The following is a 21427-nucleotide window of genomic DNA, read 5'->3' as shown; positions in this document are numbered from 1 at the left end:
GCCCTTTTTCTTATGAGGTTAAAACGTGTTGGTCATGCAAACATTTCGCCGACGGATATATCACGCGCTGTTCGACCATAACCGGCGTTCCGCCCGGCGCTTTGAAGCGCTGTGCGGGTTATTCGCACTGTTAAGCGTGGTGGTGATTTTTATTGAGTCAGGCGTCGGAACCACTTATCACCTTACGTACGATGAATGGCACCTTTTTGTGTGGGTGGAAGTTTTCTTCACGCTGGTATTTACCCTCGAATATTTTTTGCGTGTATTCAGTTGGCCGCAGCCAGCGCGTTATGTTTTTAGTCTCTGGGGCATAATCGACCTTGCCACTATTTTACCGTTTTACGTGATCATGCTGTGGCCGGAGATTGGCATTGATTATCTCTTCGCCTGGCGGGCGATGCGCGTTATTCGCGTGCTGCGTATTCTGAAATTATTACGCCTGATGCCGGCATTAAATGGCATCTGGGGAGCGATTGTAAAATCGCGTCATCAGCTTATTCTGTTCTACGCGTTTATCTCGATTGTTATGGTTGTCGCGGGCGCATTAATGTACGGCATTGAAGGGCCGGCGAATGGCTTCACCACCTTAAGCACCTCGGTCTACTGGGCTATTGTTACTGTAACGACTGTAGGCTACGGTGATATCACGCCGCACACGGCACCAGGGAGGGCGGTGGCGTCGTTGCTGATTTTGATTGGTTATTCCGTTATTGCGATTCCGACCGGCATTATTACCTCACAAATGAGCGGTGAAATAGCCAAACGTCAGCTGGCAAGAATTTGCCCGGATTGTCAGCAGAGCGGGCATGAAACTGCCGCGAAATATTGTAAAGCCTGTGGCGGAAAACTACCGGAAGAATAAAAAAAGGGGCAGCGCTGGCTGCCCCTTCACACATCTTATTCGCGCCAGAGGATGTGGCACAACTTGTGGTCTTTCTCGCGACACAGCAGGACGCGCGCGAAGATATCGTTAATTTCGCCACCGTCGGTATCGGCAAGGCCAATGACCACTTCGGCGAAGAAGTCCGGATTCAAATCGAAATCAACGTGATCCTGCCAGTCTTCTGACGGGTCAAATAACTCTGCACCGCCACGCTCTTCAAACTGTAAGTTAAACAGAATGACATCCGCGGGATCGAGGTTATCAACCGCCAGTTCGAGAAAAATATCGTAAGCCTGTTCGAGCGTTTCGTCTTCGGTCAGGCGATTGTTTAAATCCATATCCATGATGATTACCTGTTTAACATCTGATGGGCACGTTTTACAGCAACGGGCTAAAGAAGTAAAACAGTCGCTCAGCGATGCGGTGCCAGAACGGGCGTTTCATCCATAAACGGGCGTCCAGCAGGCGGGAGCGGGAGATATAATCATCCTGCACTGCCGCGAGATCGCCACCGAAACCGGCGTCATCGATGACCAGCGTAATTTCGAAGTTAAGCCACAGGCTGCGCATATCCAGGTTAACGGTACCCACCAGGCTTAATTCGCCATCGACCAGTACGCTTTTGGTGTGCAGCAGACCACCTTCAAACTGATAGATTTTGACGCCTGCCGCCAGCAGCTCGGTAAAGAACGCCCGGCTGGCCCAGCCGACAAGTACCGAGTCATTCTTACGCGGCAGGATAATACTGACGTCCACACCGCGCTGTGCAGCGGTACAGATAGCATGCAGCAGGTCGTCGCTCGGCACAAAGTAGGGGGTGGTCATAATCAGATACTCGCGCGCCGCGTAGGTGGCGGTGAGCAGCGCCTGGTGGATCAAATCTTCCGGGAAACCCGGGCCAGAGGCAATGGTGTGAATCGTGTGCCCGCTGGCTTCTTCGAATGGCATGATATTGGTATCGGGCGGAGGGGGCAGAATACGCTTGCCTGTTTCGATTTCCCAGTCGCAGGAATAAACAATACCCATTCCGGTGGCGACCGGGCCTTCCATTCGCGCCATAAGATCAACCCACTGACCCACGCCGGAATCTTGTTTAAAGAAGCGCGGATCGACCATATTCATACTGCCGGTGTAGGCAATGTAGTTGTCAATCATGATCATTTTGCGATGCTGGCGTAAATCCATGCGGCGGAGGAAGACACGCATCAGGTTAACTTTCAGCGCCTCAACCACTTCGATGCCGGAGTTTCGCATCATTGCCGCCCATGGGCTGCGGAAGAAGGCGACGCTGCCCGCCGAATCGAGCATCAATCGGCAGTGAACGCCGCGTCGCGCCGCCGCCATCAGTGATTCCGCAACCTGATCGGCCATGCCGCCAGGCTGCCAGATGTAAAAGACCATCTCAATATTGTGGCGTGCCAGTTGGATATCGCGGATCAGCGCCTGCATCACGTCGTCCGAACTGGTCAGTAGCTGAAGCTGGTTTCCCTTCATGCCCGCAATGCCCTGGCGACGTTCGCAAAGCTTAAATAAAGAAGAGGCGACCGGACTGTTATCTTCCGCGAAAATATGTTTGCAAGCCTTGAGATCGTTCAGCCATTTCGCGGTGGAAGGCCACATCGCACGTGCGCGCTCGGCCCGGCGTTTCCCAAGATGAAGCTCGCCCACCGAGAGATAGGCGATAATACCGACCAGCGGCAGAATGTAGATAACCAGCAACCATGCCATTGCCGAAGGAACCGCGCGGCGTTTCATCAGAATACGCAGCGTTACCCCCGCAATTAACAACCAGTACCCCAGAATAGCCAGCCAACTCACGACGGTGTAAAAGGTTGTCATAGTCAGAAAGTCCTTTTGAAAGCGTTTGTTATGAGTTTACGCATCAGGATTCATCTGGCAAATAAAAACGCGAGGGAAAAGCGCTGGTAAGCCGATTTCCCGGGGGTATAATAACGGCTCTTCTTCGATAAGAGCGGTAGAAATGAAGCGTAGTAGACCGGAAGTGGGGCGCTGGCGGATGTTGCGTCAGGCGAGCCGCCGCAAAGCCCGTTGGCTGGAAGCGCAGTCGCGCCGTAATATGCGTATCCACTCCATCAGAAAGAGCCTGGTCGGGCGACAGCGTAATTGCTTGCTGTATGCCATTTACGATCTTTAATGGCAAAAGGGCACCGCTTGCGGTGCCCGATGTTTTTCTGACCTCAGAATACTTTTTTGTACGGACGCACGGTCACGCGTTCATACACGCCCGCCGCCACATACGGGTCGTCCTGTGCCCAGGACTGCGCCGCTTCCAGTGATTCGAATTCAGCAATGACCGTTGAGCCGCTAAAACCCGCAGCGCCGGGATCGTTACTATCAACCGCAGGCATCGGGCCCGCCGTCAGAAGGCGACCTTCATCATGCAGCAGTTGTAAACGGGCCAGGTGAGCCGGGCGGACGGACAGACGTTTCTCAAGGGTGTCGGCGTAATCTTCAGCGTAAATGACGTAAAGCACGGGCAGAACTCCTGTTTTAGTTAGCTGTAAATTACGGTAAGTGAAAGCGGCAACGACTGCAATGCAAAGTTAAAACAATGATAAAGCAGGGGGGCCGGGCGTGCTTTTTTTCAGCAAAAGCGGCGGAAACTTGACGGAAGATAAGATGCCTTATTGAATATGATTGCTATTTGCATTTAAAATCACACTCATCATTTTTCAACAGTAACGATTATGACTTCAATGACCCTTGATTTACCTCGCCGCTTTCCGTGGCCAACATTGCTGTCCGTTGGTATTCACGGTGCCGTCGTGGCGGGCCTGCTTTACACCTCGGTACATCAGGTTATTGAACTGCCCGCACCCGCTCAGCCTATTTCTATTACGATGGTTGCGCCTTCCGACCTCGAGCCGCCTCAGGCCGTTCAGCCGCCACAACCCGTAGCCGAACCTGAACCCGAGCCCGAACCGGAAGTGGTTCCCGAACCGCCAAAAGAAGCGCCGGTGGTCATTGAAAAACCGAAACCTAAGCCGAAGCCAAAACCGAAACCTAAGCCGGTGAAAAAGGTTGAAGAGCGTAAGCCGGAAGTGAAGCCGGTTGAAAACCGTCCATTATCGACGACCACCAACGATGCGCCACCAGCACGCTCTGTTGCCAATAACCAAACGGGCACCAGCAAGCCGACGATCACGGCACCGGCGGGGCCGAAAGCGTTAAATCGCTCGCAGCCAAGCTATCCGTCTCGCGCACTGGCGCTACGTATTGAAGGTAAAGTCCGCGTTAAATTTGATGTGACGGCAGATGGTCGAGTGGAAAACGTTGAAATTCTTTCCGCGCAACCGTCGAATATGTTCGAACGTGACGTGAAAGCGGCGATGCGGAAATGGCGCTACGAAGCCGGCAAGCCAGGTAACGGTTTGATCATGAACATTGAATTCCGTCTCAAAGGCGTACAGATGAACTAATCATAAAGCCCCCGATAATCGGGGGCTTTCGCTTTTGGGTCTACGCGGCCAGTACGTTATCCAGCGCTTTCTGTGCAATCACCAGATGCTGCCCTCCGAACAGAATTGCCCGGTTGAACAATGTATAAAGTTGATAGACCGACTGGCGTTCAAGAAAATCGGCCGGCAGCGGTGAGACGGACTGGTAACCGTCATAGATTTGCGGCGGCTGCTCCGGATGTAGCGGCAGCATCGCCAGGTCGCATTCACGGTCACCCCAATAGCAGGCAGGATCGAAGATATAAGGGCCGTTCGGACCGAGCGCGCAGTTGTTGGACCACAAATCGCCATGCAATAACGCAGGCTGCGGCTGATGTGAGCTCAGGCGTTGCTGAACGTGATCGACAATGGCATCAATGTCGCCAAATTCCATCCCTTTCTCCGCAGCCAGTTCCAGCTGCCAGCCAATTCGCTGCTCGGCAAAAAAGGTAGACCAGCGGCGCTGCCAGGCGTTCGGCTGTGGCGTGGTGGAGAGATCGTTATCAAAGTCGAGGCCAAACTGCGGCTGGTCGCTCCATTGATGGAGGCGCGCTATTTGTTGCCCCAGTAAGAATGCGTTGTGTGCGTCTAGCGGACGGGGAGGGAGATATTCCATCACCAGGAAGCTGTAATCGCGGTCTGAACCGACGGCGTAAACTTTCGGCACCGCCACGGTTTTACTACGGGACAAGAGTTCGAGCTGATCAGCTTCCGCCGTGAAGATGGGCAGTAGCTCGCGTTCATCGCATTTCACAAAGAGATCGCGGCCTGCGTAGCGAATATGCCATGCGGCGTGGATTTCTCCGCCTGGCAGTTCGTCGCGCTGCTCGATTTCACCTTTGCCGAGTTGTTCACTTAACAGGTTACCGATCGCTTGCCACATGATGTCTCTCCCCATGTTTTCTGCCAGATCATAAGGTTAGCGCACAAATGCGGTGCAAAAACTCGAACTAACGCACAACCAGGAGTTAAAATGCCGCAACAGCATTTATTGATCTTTCAGCCACTGCTCGAATGTGATTACGTCAATATCAACAGGTTTGCCGATAGCCGCATCGGCAAGGCCGCTCACTAACTCCTTAATTTCCTGATCTTTTAGCGGGCTAACCAGGCCGAATGTGTTGGTGCCCAGTTCATGTACTTTTCCGTCATCATCCGTGAGTGTAAGCGTAAATCCGGCGCGGGTCAGATGATTATTGAGTTCATTAAGCTCAGTCAGCGTCTCTTCCTGAAATTTAATCGTCACGACGTAACGGGCGATATCACCGCTCATAATTCACCTCATTGTTAACAATAGAATTTTTTTAGCATAGTCGATTGGCGCGATTTCGCGACCCGGCCGGAGATTCCGGGCCGGATGCTATTATTTATTCTGCGACAGATAATCAAAGATTCGCTGCGTGTTTTCATGAGAGCAGAGACGCGTGCCCTGATTAATAGTGGCTGCACTCCCGGCGGCAACGCCGTAACGCACCATCTCCTCAAGCCCGGCATTTTCCGCCAGTTTTAATACCATTGCACCGACCATGCTGTCACCCGCGCCAACGGTGCTCTGACTCTTTATCGGCGGCGGCACGACCTGAACGCAGTTTTTTGCATCGACGGCAAGTGCGCCCTGAGCGCCGAGGGACACGACTACCCGTGCAGCTTTTCCACTACGAATGATCTCTTCAGCTGCTTTGCGCACATCATCTGGCTGAGTTAAATCGCGTTGCACCAATGCGCTGAGTTCTTTCTGATTCGGCTTGACTAACTCAATGTTGCCGATATCCAGCGCGGCGGCCAGTGCATCGCCGGAGCTATCAACAACGCAACGTACGCCATGCTGTTGTGCTGACTTAATTAATGCGACAAAGCGTTCAAGGCTAACGCCGGGGGGAAGGCTGCCGCTTATCACTAGCAGTGAACCGGCTTCAATTTGGGTGACTTTCTCTTCGAGCTTACGAATTTCGTCCTCATGCAGCGTAGCGCCAGGCATGACGAAGCGGTATTGCTCCCCGCTGGTGTTCACATGGACGTGGAGATTCTGGCGTGTCCATTCTCGCGCCTCAACACATTCTACCGGAACGTGTTCTTCAGTTAGCAGGGTGGCGAGATGTTCACCCGTCGCGCCGCCTATGGGAAAAATCGCCGTAGCCTTTCCACCTAAAAAAGTAATCGCGCGGGCGACGTTAATTCCACCGCCGCCAGGTTCAAAGACCGGTGAGCTACAACGGAGTTTCCCTTCTGGGTAAATTTGCGGCGTCTGAGTGGCGCTGTCGAGAGAAGGGGCGAATGTGAGCGTATAAATCTTAACCATTACTATTACCTCCCTTTATGACCATAAGGCCAGACTTGTCTCAGCAAGAATGTAAGTCTGGCACCGAACAGGCGAGAGTGAAAGTTACAACACTATAATTTTCAATAAAATGGAAAGCTTTACGTGCGAATATCTATATGAAATAAAGCACGTTTTGAGATCGTTCTTATTCAAAAAATGAAAGAAGAATTCATTGCTATGTTATGCGGCGCTTTTTATAATTTGTTACCTTTCAATGGACCGCCTGTCGTTGATCCTCGCGAAAGTTTCCGGGACCGTAAAGGTCTCTTTTTTTGTTGTACGGACTCTTAATAAATGAAGCTTTTGAAGACAGTACCCGCGGCTGTGATGCTGCTGGGTGGCGTGTTTGCGTCAATGTATGCAGCTGCCGATGATTCCGTTTTTACTGTCATGGATGACCCTTCCTCCGCGAAGAAGCCTTTTGAAGGCACTGTTAATGCGGGCTATCTCGCCCAGTCGGGTAACACCAAGAGTTCCTCACTGACCGCTGACTCCACTTTAACCTGGTATGGTAATACCACCGCCTGGTCTCTGTGGGGGAATGCCAGCAATACCTCTTCTAATGATGAGCGATCTTCTGAAAAATATGCTGTAGGGGGACGTAGCCGTTATAACATGACGGATGCAGACTATTTATTCGGACAGGCCAGCTGGCTGACCGACCGCTACAATGGTTATCGCGAGCGCGACGTATTTACGGCCGGTTATGGTCGTCAGTTCCTCAATGGGCCAGTGCACAGTTTCCGTTTTGAATTCGGTCCGGGTGTTCGTTATGACAAGTACACCAATGATGAAACTGAAACCCAGGCCTTAGGCTATGCTTCAGGCTCTTATGCCTGGCAGATGACCGATACGGCGAAATTCACGCAGGGTGTTTCTGTGTTTGGTTCAGACGACACAACGGTGAACTCTGAAAGTGCCCTGAATGTCGCCATTAACGAGCATTTTGGTCTTAAGGTTGCCTACAACGTTACCTGGAACTCAGAGCCACCAGCGACGGCGCCAGAACACACAGACAGACGGACCACGCTTTCCCTCGGTTATAAAATGTAATTTTAAACAGGCCGGATTCCACCGGCCTGTTTGCCAGAAATACCGCCCCCCTGTATTATTAAATTATCAACAGCGTTTTAAATTTAATAAAAAATAAGATTTCTTCATAATATCTCCATAATTAACCTTGTTGATATATTTTTACCTGATTTGACACGAAAAGCTAAATAATGGGGCTGGTCAAAAATGTGATCTGGATCTACACTTGTTAACAAGGGCGATTAATGACGCCTGGATTCAAAAGTGCTAATCAAACCAGAGAATAACCATTATGAAAAATATTAAAATCGCAACAGCAGCAGCTGTGCTGTCTGCACTTTCATTCGGTGTATTTGCCGCTGAACCTGCAACGCATTCTGCCAGTACACCTGCAACCCAGCAAATCGGAATCACTTCCGCACACGACGTTGAAGCCGGCTCAAACATCGCGCCAGGCTCTCAGTCCACTGGCCATTCAATGGATGATGCTTTCAATGTGCATACCCTGGTCGCGGGTGAGTGGTCCTGATAACATCACGCCATATTAATAAGCATTCCTTATTGTTTGGTGGTCTGAAAAAACCGGGTAGAGATGTACCGGTTTTTCTTTTTTGAGTTTTAGCTCATCAGTGGTTAATCTTCAGATTTATCCGTAAATAAAGGTTTGCTAAATTTTTTATTCCCAACCATTAGTCAACCAACGTTATTACTCCGATTGAAGTGAAATCGCGCGCTTTGCCAACAGTACCGATCAGACCAATTTATGACGCATTAAAGCTGTTGTGTTGAAGTGATGCCTGAAACCGTCTGGAAAAATCCTGTTTTTTTCAAAAATCATGCAATTTTCATGTTGTGTGCCAGAATTGTTTTTTATACCAAATCACTGGGGATAAATGATGAAAATTTGGATTGTGTTAACGCTTGTGGCTGCTGCGAGTTGTTCGGTTATCGCTGAACAAGGTGGGTTTGGCCCCACTACACAGGAAAAATTATTTAATGTCTCTCCTGATTAAAGTGAGCATATCAACGCTGTAGTCATTAATAATCTCAATTTTTGCTCAGGAGAGAACGGGCATTGGTATAAGCTCAACGAGTTACGTCACGGCACTCTTTTGGTCCACCGCTTCCTGCGAAGTTTTGGTATGCATGAAATGGCAGTGAGTTGTGTTCCACAAAGTGAACATACTGCACCATGAGGTTGGTTTGAATCAGCTTTAAACGTGGTGAACAAGAACGTTTTTCCTGAGCAAACCGGGCACTTAAATTTGATGTCGGGGATAACCCCTCCAGTCAGGCGAGTTGAGACGTAACGATAACGCATTCATATCGGAAAGTATATTTCCCAACATAAAATAAACACATTCGCAATGTGAAAATGTTGTCAAAGGAACGCATTACGCTACAGCAATAAAACGATTATTACTATAGTGCCTTGTTTTTCTTGTGAAATCTTAATCGCGCTGCCATGCAGCGGCAGGGAAGTGTTGATAATGAGAGAAAGCCGGGTATTGATTTCACTTGAGTTGTTTCCAGATTTGCAAACCTTTGCTTGTGACGAAAAACAGACTCATTAAGAAACATGGATCTCGTATGCACTGCCATATATCGTCGCTTTTTTGAAACATTCGTGTTCTCGTTATGTAAATTTTTAGTTAATTCTTCTCGGATTTTTCAATGTAGGTTACAGTTAACTAAAGAAGCATAAAACTGACTGAATGTACTGCTTCCATTCACCTTGAGGGGGAAGCATGAAAGATGTCACAAATGAGTATCTGCTGTTAGCTGCATTGCGGCATTGTATAGCTTTACGTGATTCGTTAAATGCAGATGGTTTCGGTGATGAGTCTGGTGCCCTCGTCTCTGTCGAGCACCTGCTCGATCTCCTTAGCGTTAAAAGAAAATATGGTATTTCTAAAGTCATAGAGATGAAATCATATCCCTATGCTGAAAGGACTATCGGCGTCACTTATGCAATAAATGCGGGTAATCCTATCCGAGTCGAGCATGTCAACAAAACTCGGGCGTGGACACTATCTTTTATAAAAAAGTTCATAGTGGCTTAAGTGACGATGAATTACTTGGTTTTATTGATAATAACTATAGGTTAATATTGGTTACGCTTCTTCAGTCCCGCGCGTTAAGATGTCATTACGTTGCAGGCATTGGGATTGAAAGATTTGATTACATTGGCTTGAGAATTGACTCAATGCATAACTACTTATCTTTTTCTAACAAATACTCTATTCATTAATGCGGCTAATTTACCATGCATAATGTGCTAAGGGATTATTGATTTTCTTATTCAGATAGAAATGTATAGAAGCTTATTCGAAATAAATAAGAGGTAAAGGTTAACTCTCACCATTCAAATCTCATTTCCCAGGCTCTCCGGTCCATCTTTTTTCTCACGGCTTATCAAGAGTTTCCTATAATTTCAATCATGACAAATCAGTATCTTTCGCAGAAGGAATCAACAGGTGCGTATAGCTACCATTACTAACTGGGCTTACGGCGCGACGGTCTGTCTAACTCTGGCTTCAGGGATAGTAATGTTCATGGCCTCCTCCGCAGACAATCGAGAGCGTGAAGCGGTTGCGCAAAGGCAATTGTTTGATCAGTTAACTAACGAATTAGCTGTTGATGTCTGGTCACTGTCCGACTTAGCTCGATTATATGTTGTCGCCAAAGATCCTGATGCTCTAAGTGCTTATAATAAAAAGAAACAAACGGAAGTAACGGTTCAGGATCGTCTGGCAAAACTTAGGGACGTGGGCGCATCAGGTGAAGAATTGACGCAACTCCATGAGGGGCTACAAATCATTAACTCGCTCAAAGATGAGCAGCAAACGGCTCTTGCTTACATGGACCGAGGTGCAGAGCCGCAAGCGGTTGCCTTGCTGTACGGCAAAGTCTATGAACAACAATTAGACCGGGCACAAGACAAAATCGATAGATTCAGGCAGATGATAGACAATCGCGCGATAGATGCCATAGTCGATGCCACCCAGATTTCCCGCACGTTACGCGTCGTATCAGAAGTCATGGTGGGATTAACGGCTCTCCTTTTTTTATTCGTACTCGGCTTTATTTTGAAATATCGCGTATTACGCCCGGTTGTGCGGCTTAGTGACGTAGTCAATCGTCTGGCGTCCCAGGATTATGCCGTTGAAACACCTGATTTCAACCAGATTGATGAAATCGGCGATATGGCACACGCTATTCGAATTTTTCGTGAGAATGGACTTGCGCGGCAACAATTAGAAAAGGAACGCGATGCCAACTGGGCGATAAGAGAATTACTTGCTCGCATGACTCAACGTTTACAAGGTTGCGAGAACTTTGCTGACGTTATCAATGTTGCACAACGCTTTGCGCCTAACATCGCGCCAAATGTCCCTGGGCGTCTATATATTCTTAAACCAGAGTCTCGCCAGACTCACTGTGTTGCCGAATGGCTTTCACCTAATGGTAAGGCCAATGCTTTCCATCCGGACCAATGCTGGGCGATACGCCGCGGACAGAGCCATCCGCCAGTGAGCGGAGGGCCGGATATTGCGTGTTATCACCTGCAAGGCGCTTGTCAAAATGACAGCTTATGTATCCCATTGATTGCTCAGGGTGAGGCTATAGGCCTGCTTTCTTTCCAGAATATCGACGCTGGAACCGCGCCTTACCGTGCGTATCTTGAGTTGATGGCTGAAGCGCTCGCACTTGCGCTTGCGAATCAACGTTTACGCGATGAACTGCTTGAGAAAGCACTCTACGATCCGCTCACCGGTTTACGTAATCGACACCATCTCGATGATACATTGCGTACCCAGATTAGCGCGGCTGTTAACAATAAGGCGCCTGTTAGTTGCTTGATGATAGATATCGATCATTTCAAAAGCATTAATGATCGATTTGGCCACGAAGCGGGCGATGCGGTCATCAGGAGCGTTGCCTCAGTCATTAAACGCGTTATCAATGATAACGGCCTGGCTTTTCGTTACGGTGGTGAAGAATTTTTGGTGCTGCTGACGGGTATAGATGAAGATGGCGCTATAAAGGTCGCAACAGAAATTTTCAATGGCGTTCGCGAGCAGTCATTGCGTTCCGGTGTCACAGATCTCGGTCATGTAGATGTTTCGATAGGTATATCCAGTTATCCGAAACATGTCCAAAGCGACAACCTGTTGCGTGCTGCTGATGTGGCTCTTTATCGCGCCAAGGAACTCGGTCGTTCGCAGATAGTGAGCTTTGGTATGCTGGAATCGAGTTGTGGAGGATGTATTAAGCAGACCTGAGCTTATTACATGTGCCTTTTAGCCGGATGAGAAAAAGAGAACCGTGTGGATTTCACAGATACTTCAGGGGGGAGGGTTGAAATTGGTTAATATGGCAGCATATAGATTAACCACGTGAAATGTATGCGGTAGATAGCTTCACTGCGCTTTTACAAATTATCAATGGCGTGTACTATTGAGGCTCGTTATCAGCAGGTGATGGTAGGTACATTTTGGATGTTGTATACACCGATGCACACAGTTTGCAGAGTGAAGCAAATAAAGCCATCTAACTTGCTGATATAGTTAATTTATTTAATTTTGTATGTGCTCTTTCGTGTGGGGCACCACTGCAAATAAGGACATAACATGCCTGTAATTACTCTTCCTGATGGCAGCCAACGCCATTACGACCACGCAGTAAGCCCAATGGATGTGGCTCTGGATATCGGTCCAGGGCTGGCAAAAGCCACTATCGCCGGTCGCGTTAATGGTGAACTGGTCGATGCGTCTGATGTGATTGAAAACGATGTAACCCTTTCTTTGATTACCGCGAAAGATGAAGAAGGGCTTGAGATCATTCGTCACTCCTGCGCGCACCTGCTCGGTCATGCTATTAAGCAGCTCTGGCCGAACACAAAAATGGCGATCGGTCCGGTTATCGACAACGGCTTCTACTATGACGTTGATCTTGACCATACCCTGACCCAGGAAGACATCGACGCGCTCGAAAAACGTATGCACGAGCTCGCCGAGAAAAACTACGATGTCATCAAGAAGAAAGTCAGCTGGCATGAAGCCCGCGAAACTTTCGTGAAACGGGGTGAAATCTACAAAGTTTCCATCCTTGATGAAAACATTGCGCATGATGACAAGCCTGGCTTGTATCATCACGAAGAATACGTCGACATGTGCCGCGGTCCGCACGTGCCGAATATGCGTTTCTGCCATCACTTCAAACTGATGAAAACCGCAGGCGCGTACTGGCGTGGCGACAGCGACAATAAAATGTTGCAGCGTATCTACGGTACCGCGTGGGCAGATAAAAAAGCGCTGAACGCGTATCTGCAACGTCTGGAAGAAGCGGCGAAACGCGATCACCGTAAAATCGGTAAGCAGCTCGACCTGTATCATATGCAGGAAGAAGCGCCGGGTATGGTCTTCTGGCACAACGACGGCTGGACTATCTTCCGTGAACTGGAAGTGTTCGTACGTTCGAAACTGAAAGAGTACCAGTACCAGGAAGTAAAAGGTCCGTTCATGATGGACCGCGTGCTGTGGGAAAAAACCGGCCACTGGGATAACTACAAAGACGCAATGTTCACCACCTCTTCTGAGAACCGTGAATACTGCATCAAACCAATGAACTGCCCAGGCCACGTTCAGATCTTCAACCAGGGTCTGAAATCCTACCGCGATCTGCCGCTGCGTATGGCAGAATTCGGTAGCTGCCATCGTAACGAGCCGTCAGGCGCGCTGCACGGCCTGATGCGTGTACGTGGGTTCACTCAGGATGATGCGCATATCTTCTGTACTGAAGAGCAAATCCGCGATGAAGTGAACGCCTGTATTCGTATGGTCTACGATATGTACAGCACCTTTGGCTTCGAGAAAATCGTCGTCAAACTCTCCACTCGCCCGGAAAAACGTATCGGTAGCGACGAGATGTGGGATCGTGCTGAGGCGGACTTAGCGGTTGCGCTGGAAGAAAACAACATCCCGTTTGAGTATCAACTGGGTGAAGGCGCCTTCTATGGTCCGAAAATTGAATTTACCCTGTATGACTGCCTCGATCGTGCATGGCAGTGCGGTACTGTACAGCTGGACTTCTCCTTGCCGTCTCGTCTGAGCGCTTCTTATGTAGGCGAAGACAACGAACGCAAGGTTCCGGTAATGATTCACCGCGCAATTCTGGGGTCGATGGAACGCTTTATCGGCATCCTGACTGAAGAATTCGCTGGCTTCTTCCCAACCTGGCTCGCGCCAGTGCAGGTCGTCGTCATGAATATTACTGATTCTCAGGCTGAATATGTTAACGAATTGACCCGTAAACTACAAAATGCAGGCATTCGTGTAAAAGCAGACTTGAGAAATGAGAAGATTGGCTTTAAAATCCGCGAGCACACTTTACGTCGTGTCCCTTATATGTTGGTCTGTGGTGATAAAGAGGTGGAAGCAGGCAAAGTGGCCGTTCGCACCCGCCGCGGTAAAGACCTGGGCAGCCTGGACGTAAATGAAGTGATCGAGAAGCTGCAACAAGAGATTCGCAGCCGCAGTCTTCAACAACTGGAGGAATAAGGTATTAAAGGCGGAAAACGAGTTCAAACGGCACGTCCGAATCGTATCAATGGCGAGATTCGCGCCCAGGAAGTTCGCTTAACAGGTCTGGAAGGCGAAGCACTGGGAATTGTGAGTCTGAGAGAAGCGATCGAAAAAGCTGAGGAAGCTGGAGTAGATTTAGTTGAAATCAGCCCTAACGCCGAACCGCCAGTTTGTCGTATTATGGACTACGGCAAGTTCCTTTATGAAAAGAGTAAGTCTTCTAAGGAACAGAAGAAAAAGCAAAAAGTTATCCAGGTTAAGGAAATTAAATTCCGTCCTGGTACCGACGATGGCGATTATCAGGTAAAACTCCGCAGCCTGATTCGCTTTCTGGAAGATGGCGATAAGGCCAAGATCACGCTGCGTTTCCGCGGTCGTGAGATGGCCCACCAACAGATTGGTATGGAAGTGCTGACGCGCGTTCGTGACGATCTGAGTGAACTGGCAGTAGTCGAATCCTTCCCTACGAAGATCGAAGGCCGCCAGATGATCATGGTGCTCGCTCCTAAGAAGAAACAGTAAGGCCATCAAGTAATCATTCCTGTGGGCCTCGGCTCGCAGGGTGATTCGCCTTTGTTTCGTTTATTAACAATGCGAAGTGGAAGTTATTAAAATGCCAAAAATTAAGACCGTACGCGGTGCTGCTAAGCGCTTCAAAAAAACCGGTAAAGGTGGTTTTAAGCACAAGCACGCTAACCTGCGTCACATTCTGACCAAAAAAGCGACCAAACGTAAACGTCACCTGCGTCCGAAAGCCATGGTTTCCAAAGGCGATCTGGGCCTGGTAATCGCGTGCCTGCCGTACGCATAAGTCGTTAACGTTTTTTAACTTTTTAATTAGAATAGATACAGGAGAGCACATATGGCTCGCGTAAAACGTGGTGTAATTGCACGTGCACGTCACAAGAAAATTTTGAAACAAGCTAAAGGCTACTACGGTGCGCGTTCTCGCGTATACCGCGTTGCCTTCCAGGCTGTTATCAAAGCAGGTCAGTACGCTTACCGTGACCGTCGTCAACGTAAGCGTCAGTTCCGTCAACTGTGGATTGCACGTATCAACGCTGCAGCACGTCAGAACGGTATTTCTTACAGCAAATTCATCAACGGCCTGAAAAAAGCCTCTGTTGAAATCGACCGTAAGATCCTGGCTGATATCGCCGTATTCGACAAAGTAGCGTTCACCGCTCTGGTCGAAAAAGCGAAAGCAGCTCTGGCTTAATCTGAATCCTTCAGGTTAAGAAAAGGGGATAAGCCGAAAGGTTTATCCTCTTTTTTTTGCAAAGCAGGTCATCAAATGCAAAAGTTTTTAGTAAATGGAATTACTCTGCTCTACGCCGGAATGTTGTATGGTCACGCTTTTGCGCAACATTCGCCGCAGCCGCGTTCCACAATAACCGATTTTGTGCAGCAATGTAGCGATAGCGGACTTATCACAGAATCTAAAGAGCACCCACGGCTTTATGAAAAGAGTTGCGCCAATGCACTGCGCAGCGTGATTTTCCCAAAATCCAGGGAGACTAAGAACTGGCCACCAGAGATGCTGGGAATGCTTACTGGTGAAAACGCGTATTACGTTGCGTTATCTCAGGCTATGGATGCTGATTTTGATGGTGAACAGCAATATGGCGGGCGTGGTGAGATGGCTGATTTCGATACATCAGAGGCCGGTATTTATGGCGCAGTACCCATTTTTCATCCCATATCACGCGGTCGTTTTTTAATCCAAATGTGGTGCAACGTCTCAGCTTACAATGAATTTAGCCTGTTTATTGATTATGACGAGACCCATTTACCCGCTACGGCAAAATTAATTCCTTTTGCGCATGAAAGCGGTGAACAACGTTATTGTATTTCCGCGCGTTTAGTTGATACCCGCAATGCGTTAATTTATGTAAACCTTCGGCAAAATGGTAATGGCGACGGCGGATATTACGCTCGCTACCAGTATAATCGCCAGACGCTTAAACCGCGCTTACTGGAGGTAATATATAAGAATGCCATCACTTCCGATGCACCTTACATCTTTGATGATGATCATCCTTTGCGTAAACCGCATGGTCCAGGTTGGGAGAGGCTTTATCCAACGCAGGCACAATAATCCTGTTGACATTTTCACGTTTTACCTTTCCAATAAAGGGCTTACTGAACACCAAATGCATCAAGGTAACGCAAGCAATGAATGCTGCTATTTTCCGCTTCTTTTTTTACTTTAGCACCTGAAACCAGGAGGCTAGCGCGTGAAAGAAGAAACGAAAAACAGCGCCTGAAAGCCTCCCCAGTGGAGGCTTTTTTCGTTTGTGCAGCACAAAAATTAAGTCCAACGAACCAGTGTCTTCACTGACACAATGAGGAAAACCATGTCACATCTCGCAGAGCTGGTTGCCAGTGCGAAGGCAGCCATTAACCAGGCCTCGGATGTCGCCACGTTAGATAACGTTCGCGTCGAGTACCTTGGCAAAAAAGGGCATCTGACCCTTCAGATGACAACACTGCGTGATCTGCCGCCAGAAGAGCGCCCGGCAGCAGGTGCGGTCATTAACGAAGCAAAAGAGCAGGTTCAGCAGGCGATGAACGCCCGCAAAGCTGAGCTGGAAAGTGCAGTACTGAACGCCCGTCTGGCTGCCGAAACCATCGATATCTCCCTGCCGGGGCGTCGTATTGAAAACGGCGGCCTGCACCCGGTTACCCGTACTATCGACCGTATTGAAAGTTTCTTCGGTGAGCTCGGCTTTACCGTGGCGACCGGTCCGGAAATCGAAGATGATTACCACAACTTCGATGCGCTGAATATTCCAGGACATCACCCGGCACGCGCTGACCACGACACTTTCTGGTTTGATGCCACGCGTCTGCTGCGCACCCAAACCTCCGGCGTACAGATCCGCACCATGAAAGATCAACAGCCGCCGATTCGTATCATTGCACCGGGCCGCGTATATCGTAACGATTACGACCAAACGCATACCCCGATGTTCCATCAGATGGAAGGTCTGATTGTTGATAAAAACATCAGCTTTACCAACCTGAAGGGCACGCTGCATGACTTCCTGCGTAACTTCTTTGAAGAAGATCTGCAGATTCGTTTCCGTCCGTCCTATTTCCCGTTCACCGAACCGTCTGCAGAAGTTGACGTAATGGGTAAAAACGGTAAATGGCTGGAAGTGCTGGGCTGCGGGATGGTTCACCCGAACGTGTTGCGCAATGTCGGCATTGACCCGGAAGTTTACTCTGGTTTTGCCTTCGGTATGGGTATGGAGCGTCTGACCATGCTGCGTTACGGCGTCACCGATTTACGTGCATTCTTCGAAAACGATCTGCGTTTCCTCAAACAGTTTAAATAAGGGCAGGGCAAAACAATGAAATTCAGTGAACTGTGGTTACGCGAATGGGTTAACCCGGCCATCGATAGCGAAGCGCTGTCCGGTCAAATCACCATGGCAGGCCTGGAGGTCGATGGTGTGGAGCCAGTAGCGGGCAGCTTCAACGGTGTGGTTGTGGGTGAAGTGGTTGAGTGCGGTCAGCACCCGAACGCCGACAAACTGCGCGTAACAAAAGTGAATGTAGGCGGCGAACGCCTGCTTGATATCGTCTGTGGTGCGCCGAACTGCCGTCAGGGCCTGCGTGTGGCAGTTGCCACCATCGGTGCTGTTCTGCCGGGTGATTTTAAAATTAAAGCCGCAAAACTGCGCGGTGAGCCATCTGAAGGCATGCTGTGCTCGTTCTCTGAGCTGGGTATTTCCGACGACCATAGTGGTATCATCGAACTGCCGGCTGATGCGCCGATCGGTACCGATATCCGTGAATACCTGAAACTTGATGACAACACCATCGAAATTAGCGTGACGCCAAACCGCGCCGACTGCCTCGGTATTATCGGGGTTGCCCGCGATGTGGCCGTACTGAACAAATTGCCGCTGGTTGAGCCGGAAATCACCCCGGTAGTTGACACCATCAACGACACGTTACCTATCAGCGTTGAAGCCGCAGACGCCTGCCCGCGCTATCTGGGTCGCGTAGTGAAAGGCATCAACGTCAAAGCGCCAACCCCGCTGTGGATGAAAGAAAAGCTGCGTCGCTGCGGTATTCGTTCCATCGACGCCGTTGTTGACGTCACCAACTACGTGCTGCTCGAGCTGGGCCAACCGATGCACGCATTCGATAAAGATCGTATCGAAGGCGGTATTGTGGTGCGCATGGCGAAAGAGGGCGAAACGCTGGTTCTGCTTGATGGTAGCGAAGCGAAACTGAAATCCGATACCCTGGTCATTGCCGACCATGCCAAAGCGCTGGCAATGGGCGGCATCTTCGGTGGTGAACACTCTGGCGTGAATGGCGAAACGCAAAACGTTCTGCTGGAGTGCGCCTTCTTCAACCCGCTGTCTATCACTGGCCGCGCGCGTCGCCATGGTCTGCATACGGATGCCTCTCACCGCTATGAGCGTGGTGTCGATCCGGCGCTGCAGTACAAAGCCCTGGAGCGTGCCACCCGCCTGCTGATGGATATCTGTGGCGGCGAAGCTGGCCCGATTATCGATGTCACTAACGAATCTACGCTGCCAAAACGTGCGACCATCACCCTGCGTCGCAGCAAGCTGGATCGACTGATTGGTCATCATATTGCTGATGACGTGGTGACTGATATTCTCCAGCGTCTGGGCTGTGAAGTGACCGTCGGTAACGACCAGTGGCAGGCCGTTGCGCCGAGCTGGCGTTTCGACATGGAAATTGAAGAAGACCTGGTAGAAGAAGTTGCGCGTCTGTTTGGCTATGACAACATCCCGAACGAGCCTGTGCAGGCCGGTCTGGTAATGGGCAGCCATAAAGAAGCTAACCTGTCGCTCAAGCGTGTGAAAACGATGCTGAATGACAAAGGCTATCAGGAAGTGATTACCTATAGCTTCGTCGATCCGAAAGTGCAGCAACTGATTCACCCGGGCGAAGAAGCGCTGATTCTGCCAAGCCCTATCTCCAGTGAAATGTCCGCAATGCGTCTTTCTCTGTGGAGCGGCCTGCTGACCACCGTGGTCTATAACCAGAACCGTCAGCAGAACCGCGTACGTATCTTCGAAACCGGTCTGCGCTTTGTACCGGATACCCAGGCTCCGCTGGGCATTCGTCAGGATGTGATGCTGGGCGGCGTGATTTGCGGCAACCGCTACGAAGAGCACTGGAACCTGGTAAAAGAGACCGTTGATTTCTATGATTTAAAAGGCGATCTCGAAGCTGTTCTCGATTTGACCGGTAAACTGTCTGATATTCAGTTTAAAGCTGAAGCCAATCCGGCACTGCATCCGGGCCAGTCCGCGGCGATTTATCTGAAAGGTGAACGTATTGGTTTCATTGGGGTTGTTCACCCGGAACTGGAACGTAAACTGGATCTCAATGGTCGTACACTGGTGTTCGAACTGGAGTGGAACAAGCTCGCAGACCGCGTGGTTCCTCAGGCACAGGAGATTTCTCGCTTCCCGGCAAACCGTCGTGATATCGCGGTTGTGGTGGCAGAAAACGTACCGGCTGCGGATGTTTTGGCCGAATGTAAGAAAGTTGGCGTAAATCAGATAGTTGGCGTAAACTTATTTGACGTGTACCGTGGTAAGGGTGTTGCGGAGGGGTATAAGAGCCTCGCTATCAGCCTGATCCTTCAGGATACCAGCCGTACACTTGAAGAAGAGGATATTGCCACTACCGTTGCCAAGTGTGTAGAGGCATTAAAAGAGCGATTCCAGGCATCATTGAGGGATTGAACCTATGGCGCTTACAAAAGCTGAAATGTCAGAATATCTGTTTGATAAGCTTGGGCTTAGCAAGCGGGATGCCAAAGAGCTGGTTGAGCTGTTTTTTGAAGAGATCCGTCGTGCTCTGGAAAATGGCGAACAGGTTAAACTTTCCGGTTTTGGTAATTTTGACCTGCGAGACAAAAATCAACGCCCGGGTCGTAACCCGAAAACGGGCGAAGATATTCCCATTACAGCCCGGCGCGTGGTGACCTTCAGACCCGGTCAGAAGTTAAAAAGCCGTGTCGAAAACGCGACGCCCAAAGAAGAGTAATCTGCACTAACCAAAAAGGCCGCTATGCGGCCTTTTTTCTTTTCCCGCACGTGGAACCACCGTAAAATCAAACACCTCTCTTGCTGGCACATGGACTACTATGCTGGACTACGTACATCTTCAGCAGCGACGCAATCGGCGCTGGCTTATGATACTGGCGCTCACGCTGCTTGTTGCGCTGACGATAAGCCTCTGTGCCGGAGACCGATGGATTGCCCCTGGCAACTGGTTTAGCGCTACCGGAAAGCTCTTTATCTGGCAGATTCGCCTGCCGCGTACCGTTGCGGTTCTGTTGGTTGGGGCCGCACTGGCGTTGTCGGGCGCCGTAATGCAGGCGCTGTTTGAAAACCCGCTGGCGGAGCCTGGCCTGCTGGGGGTTTCTAATGGTGCAGGCGTCGGGCTGATTGCCGCCGTGATGTTAGGGCAGGGAATGCTACCCGGCTGGGCGCTCGGCCTGTCAGCGATTCTCGGGGCGCTGCTTATTACCTTTATTCTGATGCGTTTTGCCAGACGCCATCTTTCTACCAGTAAGCTACTCTTAGCCGGGGTGGCGCTGGGCATTATTTGCAGCGCGCTGATGACCTGGGCCGTTTACTTCTCTACGTCTTTTGATTTACGCCAGCTTATGTACTGGATGATGGGCGGCTTCGGCGGCGTTGACTGGCAACAGAGCTGGCTGATGCTGGGTCTGATTCCGGTCATCGCATGGATTTGCCTGCAATCACAGCCGTTAAATTTACTGGCGCTGGGCGAAACGTCAGCCCGACAGCTGGGCGTCCCCATCTGGCTGTGGCGTAAACTGTTGGTGATTGCCACCGGTTGGCTGGTTGGCGTCAGCGTGGCGCTGGCGGGCGCAATCGGCTTTGTCGGCCTGGTGGTACCGCATATGCTGCGGCTGTGCGGTCTGACCGATCATCGGGTGCTGCTACCGGCCTGCGCACTGGCAGGGGCCAGCACGTTGCTGGCGGCGGACATCATTGCGCGGCTGGCGCTTCAGGCGGCCGAACTTCCTATCGGTGTTGTGACGGCGACCACGGGAGCGCCGGTCTTTATCTGGCTATTATTGCGTTCTGGGCGCTGACGTTCAGTACATATGCTA

The 21427-nt window shown here is 50.0% G+C and carries 23 protein-coding genes and 1 other annotated feature; of the genes, 17 read left to right on the top strand and 6 right to left on the bottom strand.

Annotation, left to right across the window (positions count from 1 at the left end):
- Nucleotides 1-34 precede the first annotated feature (34 nt).
- Nucleotides 35-862: an ion transporter gene (locus F0Q32_RS08520; RefSeq protein ID WP_149462704.1), complete on the top strand. Its 828-nt coding sequence runs from the start codon at nucleotides 35-37 to the stop codon at nucleotides 860-862.
- Between the two features lie 35 nt (nucleotides 863-897).
- On the opposite strand, the gene F0Q32_RS08515 is transcribed toward F0Q32_RS08520, so the two are convergent.
- Both F0Q32_RS08515 and cls read right to left on the bottom strand, forming a co-directional pair.
- Nucleotides 898-1227, bottom strand: a complete 330-nt coding sequence (locus F0Q32_RS08515; RefSeq protein WP_149462703.1) for an HI1450 family dsDNA-mimic protein — start codon at nucleotides 1225-1227, stop codon at nucleotides 898-900.
- Between the two features lie 34 nt (nucleotides 1228-1261).
- Complete coding sequence (gene cls, locus F0Q32_RS08510) at nucleotides 1262-2722, bottom strand: cardiolipin synthase (protein ID WP_149462702.1); 1461 nt, start codon at nucleotides 2720-2722, stop codon at nucleotides 1262-1264.
- 142 nt (nucleotides 2723-2864) lie between these two features.
- Here cls and F0Q32_RS08505 point away from each other — a divergent pair, with 142 nt between their 5' ends.
- Complete coding sequence (locus tag F0Q32_RS08505) at nucleotides 2865-3038, top strand: YciY family protein (protein WP_149462701.1); 174 nt, start codon at nucleotides 2865-2867, stop codon at nucleotides 3036-3038.
- 43 nt (nucleotides 3039-3081) lie between these two features.
- Here F0Q32_RS08505 and F0Q32_RS08500 read toward each other — a convergent pair whose 3' ends face one another.
- Nucleotides 3082-3378: a YciI family protein gene (locus F0Q32_RS08500; protein WP_015964170.1), complete on the bottom strand. Its 297-nt coding sequence runs from the start codon at nucleotides 3376-3378 to the stop codon at nucleotides 3082-3084.
- A gap of 222 nt (nucleotides 3379-3600) precedes the next feature.
- On the opposite strand from F0Q32_RS08500, the gene tonB reads away from it, so the two are divergent.
- Nucleotides 3601-4323 (top strand): TonB system transport protein TonB, encoded by a 723-nt coding sequence (gene tonB / locus F0Q32_RS08495; protein ID WP_149462867.1) that lies wholly within the window; start codon nucleotides 3601-3603, stop codon nucleotides 4321-4323.
- A gap of 40 nt (nucleotides 4324-4363) precedes the next feature.
- Here the strand turns inward: tonB and F0Q32_RS08490 are convergent, their stop codons facing one another.
- The 3 genes from F0Q32_RS08490 to pfkB form a co-directional block, all read right to left on the bottom strand.
- Complete coding sequence (locus tag F0Q32_RS08490; RefSeq protein WP_149462700.1) at nucleotides 4364-5224, bottom strand: fructosamine kinase family protein; 861 nt, start codon at nucleotides 5222-5224, stop codon at nucleotides 4364-4366.
- Between the two features lie 105 nt (nucleotides 5225-5329).
- Nucleotides 5330-5614, bottom strand: a complete 285-nt coding sequence (gene ghoS / locus F0Q32_RS08485; RefSeq protein ID WP_149462699.1) for a type V toxin-antitoxin system endoribonuclease antitoxin GhoS — start codon at nucleotides 5612-5614, stop codon at nucleotides 5330-5332.
- A 90-nt stretch (nucleotides 5615-5704) separates the two neighbouring features.
- A complete protein-coding gene (gene pfkB / locus F0Q32_RS08480) occupies nucleotides 5705-6640 on the bottom strand; it encodes a 6-phosphofructokinase II (protein WP_149462698.1) in 936 nt (311 codons plus the stop codon).
- Between the two features lie 315 nt (nucleotides 6641-6955).
- Here pfkB and F0Q32_RS08475 point away from each other — a divergent pair, with 315 nt between their 5' ends.
- From F0Q32_RS08475 to btuC, 14 genes are all read left to right on the top strand, one after another.
- Complete coding sequence (locus F0Q32_RS08475) at nucleotides 6956-7714, top strand: YdiY family protein (RefSeq protein WP_149462697.1); 759 nt, start codon at nucleotides 6956-6958, stop codon at nucleotides 7712-7714.
- 271 nt (nucleotides 7715-7985) lie between these two features.
- Nucleotides 7986-8222, top strand: a complete 237-nt coding sequence (locus F0Q32_RS08470) for a hypothetical protein (RefSeq protein ID WP_149462696.1) — start codon at nucleotides 7986-7988, stop codon at nucleotides 8220-8222.
- A gap of 1219 nt (nucleotides 8223-9441) precedes the next feature.
- Nucleotides 9442-9756, top strand: a complete 315-nt coding sequence (locus F0Q32_RS08465) for a hypothetical protein (protein WP_149462695.1) — start codon at nucleotides 9442-9444, stop codon at nucleotides 9754-9756.
- Nucleotides 9757-10170: 414 nt separating this feature from the next.
- Entirely contained in the window at nucleotides 10171-11979 is a 1809-nt protein-coding gene (locus tag F0Q32_RS08460) for a diguanylate cyclase (protein ID WP_149462694.1), read from the top strand.
- 348 nt (nucleotides 11980-12327) lie between these two features.
- A complete protein-coding gene (gene thrS / locus F0Q32_RS08455) occupies nucleotides 12328-14256 on the top strand; it encodes a threonine--tRNA ligase (protein ID WP_149462693.1) in 1929 nt (642 codons plus the stop codon).
- Nucleotides 14257-14259: 3 nt separating this feature from the next.
- Complete coding sequence (gene infC, locus F0Q32_RS08450) at nucleotides 14260-14802, top strand: translation initiation factor IF-3 (protein ID WP_071843507.1); 543 nt, start codon at nucleotides 14260-14262, stop codon at nucleotides 14800-14802.
- Nucleotides 14803-14893: 91 nt separating this feature from the next.
- Entirely contained in the window at nucleotides 14894-15091 is a 198-nt protein-coding gene (rpmI, locus tag F0Q32_RS08445; RefSeq protein WP_001124225.1) for a 50S ribosomal protein L35, read from the top strand.
- Nucleotides 15092-15142: 51 nt separating this feature from the next.
- Nucleotides 15143-15499, top strand: a complete 357-nt coding sequence (gene rplT / locus F0Q32_RS08440; RefSeq protein ID WP_000124850.1) for a 50S ribosomal protein L20 — start codon at nucleotides 15143-15145, stop codon at nucleotides 15497-15499.
- 75 nt (nucleotides 15500-15574) lie between these two features.
- Nucleotides 15575-16378, top strand: coding sequence for a hypothetical protein (locus F0Q32_RS08435; protein WP_148048335.1), 804 nt, complete (start codon nucleotides 15575-15577; stop codon nucleotides 16376-16378).
- A gap of 71 nt (nucleotides 16379-16449) precedes the next feature.
- Nucleotides 16450-16575: a sequence feature (Phe leader region), on the top strand.
- Nucleotides 16456-16500 carry a pheST operon leader peptide PheM gene (pheM, locus tag F0Q32_RS26345; protein WP_001386830.1) on the top strand — a complete coding sequence of 15 codons (45 nt, stop codon included), beginning with the start codon at nucleotides 16456-16458 and terminating at the stop codon, nucleotides 16498-16500. (Overlaps the previous feature by 45 nt.)
- Before the next feature lie 62 nt (nucleotides 16576-16637).
- Nucleotides 16638-17621 carry a phenylalanine--tRNA ligase subunit alpha gene (pheS, locus tag F0Q32_RS08425; protein WP_149462691.1) on the top strand — a complete coding sequence of 328 codons (984 nt, stop codon included), beginning with the start codon at nucleotides 16638-16640 and terminating at the stop codon, nucleotides 17619-17621.
- 15 nt (nucleotides 17622-17636) lie between these two features.
- The gene (gene pheT, locus F0Q32_RS08420) at nucleotides 17637-20024 is read left to right on the top strand and encodes a phenylalanine--tRNA ligase subunit beta (protein ID WP_149462690.1); all 2388 of its coding nucleotides are present in this window, start codon (nucleotides 17637-17639) and stop codon (nucleotides 20022-20024) included.
- Nucleotides 20025-20028: 4 nt separating this feature from the next.
- Nucleotides 20029-20328: an integration host factor subunit alpha gene (gene ihfA / locus F0Q32_RS08415; protein ID WP_003030571.1), complete on the top strand. Its 300-nt coding sequence runs from the start codon at nucleotides 20029-20031 to the stop codon at nucleotides 20326-20328.
- A 100-nt stretch (nucleotides 20329-20428) separates the two neighbouring features.
- Entirely contained in the window at nucleotides 20429-21409 is a 981-nt protein-coding gene (gene btuC / locus F0Q32_RS08410; RefSeq protein ID WP_149462689.1) for a vitamin B12 ABC transporter permease BtuC, read from the top strand.
- Nucleotides 21410-21427: the final 18 nt, after the last annotated feature.

This window comes from Pseudocitrobacter sp. 73 (assembly GCF_008369545.1).
GTDB lineage: Bacteria > Pseudomonadota > Gammaproteobacteria > Enterobacterales > Enterobacteriaceae > Pseudocitrobacter > Pseudocitrobacter vendiensis.
This window is presented reverse-complemented; position numbering and strand designations above follow the sequence as displayed.

Coding starts and splice junctions, on each gene's coding strand:
- F0Q32_RS08520 (WP_149462704.1), top strand. CDS start 35: ATGCAAACATTTCGCCGACGGATATATCACGCGCTGTTCGACCATAAC.
- F0Q32_RS08515 (WP_149462703.1), bottom strand. CDS start 1,227: ATGGATATGGATTTAAACAATCGCCTGACCGAAGACGAAACGCTCGAA.
- cls (WP_149462702.1), bottom strand. CDS start 2,722: ATGACAACCTTTTACACCGTCGTGAGTTGGCTGGCTATTCTGGGGTAC.
- F0Q32_RS08505 (WP_149462701.1), top strand. CDS start 2,865: ATGAAGCGTAGTAGACCGGAAGTGGGGCGCTGGCGGATGTTGCGTCAG.
- tonB (WP_149462867.1), top strand. CDS start 3,601: ATGACCCTTGATTTACCTCGCCGCTTTCCGTGGCCAACATTGCTGTCC.
- F0Q32_RS08490 (WP_149462700.1), bottom strand. CDS start 5,224: ATGTGGCAAGCGATCGGTAACCTGTTAAGTGAACAACTCGGCAAAGGT.
- ghoS (WP_149462699.1), bottom strand. CDS start 5,614: ATGAGCGGTGATATCGCCCGTTACGTCGTGACGATTAAATTTCAGGAA.
- pfkB (WP_149462698.1), bottom strand. CDS start 6,640: ATGGTTAAGATTTATACGCTCACATTCGCCCCTTCTCTCGACAGCGCC.
- F0Q32_RS08475 (WP_149462697.1), top strand. CDS start 6,956: ATGAAGCTTTTGAAGACAGTACCCGCGGCTGTGATGCTGCTGGGTGGC.
- F0Q32_RS08470 (WP_149462696.1), top strand. CDS start 7,986: ATGAAAAATATTAAAATCGCAACAGCAGCAGCTGTGCTGTCTGCACTT.
- F0Q32_RS08465 (WP_149462695.1), top strand. CDS start 9,442: ATGAAAGATGTCACAAATGAGTATCTGCTGTTAGCTGCATTGCGGCAT.
- thrS (WP_149462693.1), top strand. CDS start 12,328: ATGCCTGTAATTACTCTTCCTGATGGCAGCCAACGCCATTACGACCAC.
- rpmI (WP_001124225.1), top strand. CDS start 14,894: ATGCCAAAAATTAAGACCGTACGCGGTGCTGCTAAGCGCTTCAAAAAA.
- rplT (WP_000124850.1), top strand. CDS start 15,143: ATGGCTCGCGTAAAACGTGGTGTAATTGCACGTGCACGTCACAAGAAA.
- F0Q32_RS08435 (WP_148048335.1), top strand. CDS start 15,575: ATGCAAAAGTTTTTAGTAAATGGAATTACTCTGCTCTACGCCGGAATG.
- pheS (WP_149462691.1), top strand. CDS start 16,638: ATGTCACATCTCGCAGAGCTGGTTGCCAGTGCGAAGGCAGCCATTAAC.
- pheT (WP_149462690.1), top strand. CDS start 17,637: ATGAAATTCAGTGAACTGTGGTTACGCGAATGGGTTAACCCGGCCATC.
- ihfA (WP_003030571.1), top strand. CDS start 20,029: ATGGCGCTTACAAAAGCTGAAATGTCAGAATATCTGTTTGATAAGCTT.
- btuC (WP_149462689.1), top strand. CDS start 20,429: ATGCTGGACTACGTACATCTTCAGCAGCGACGCAATCGGCGCTGGCTT.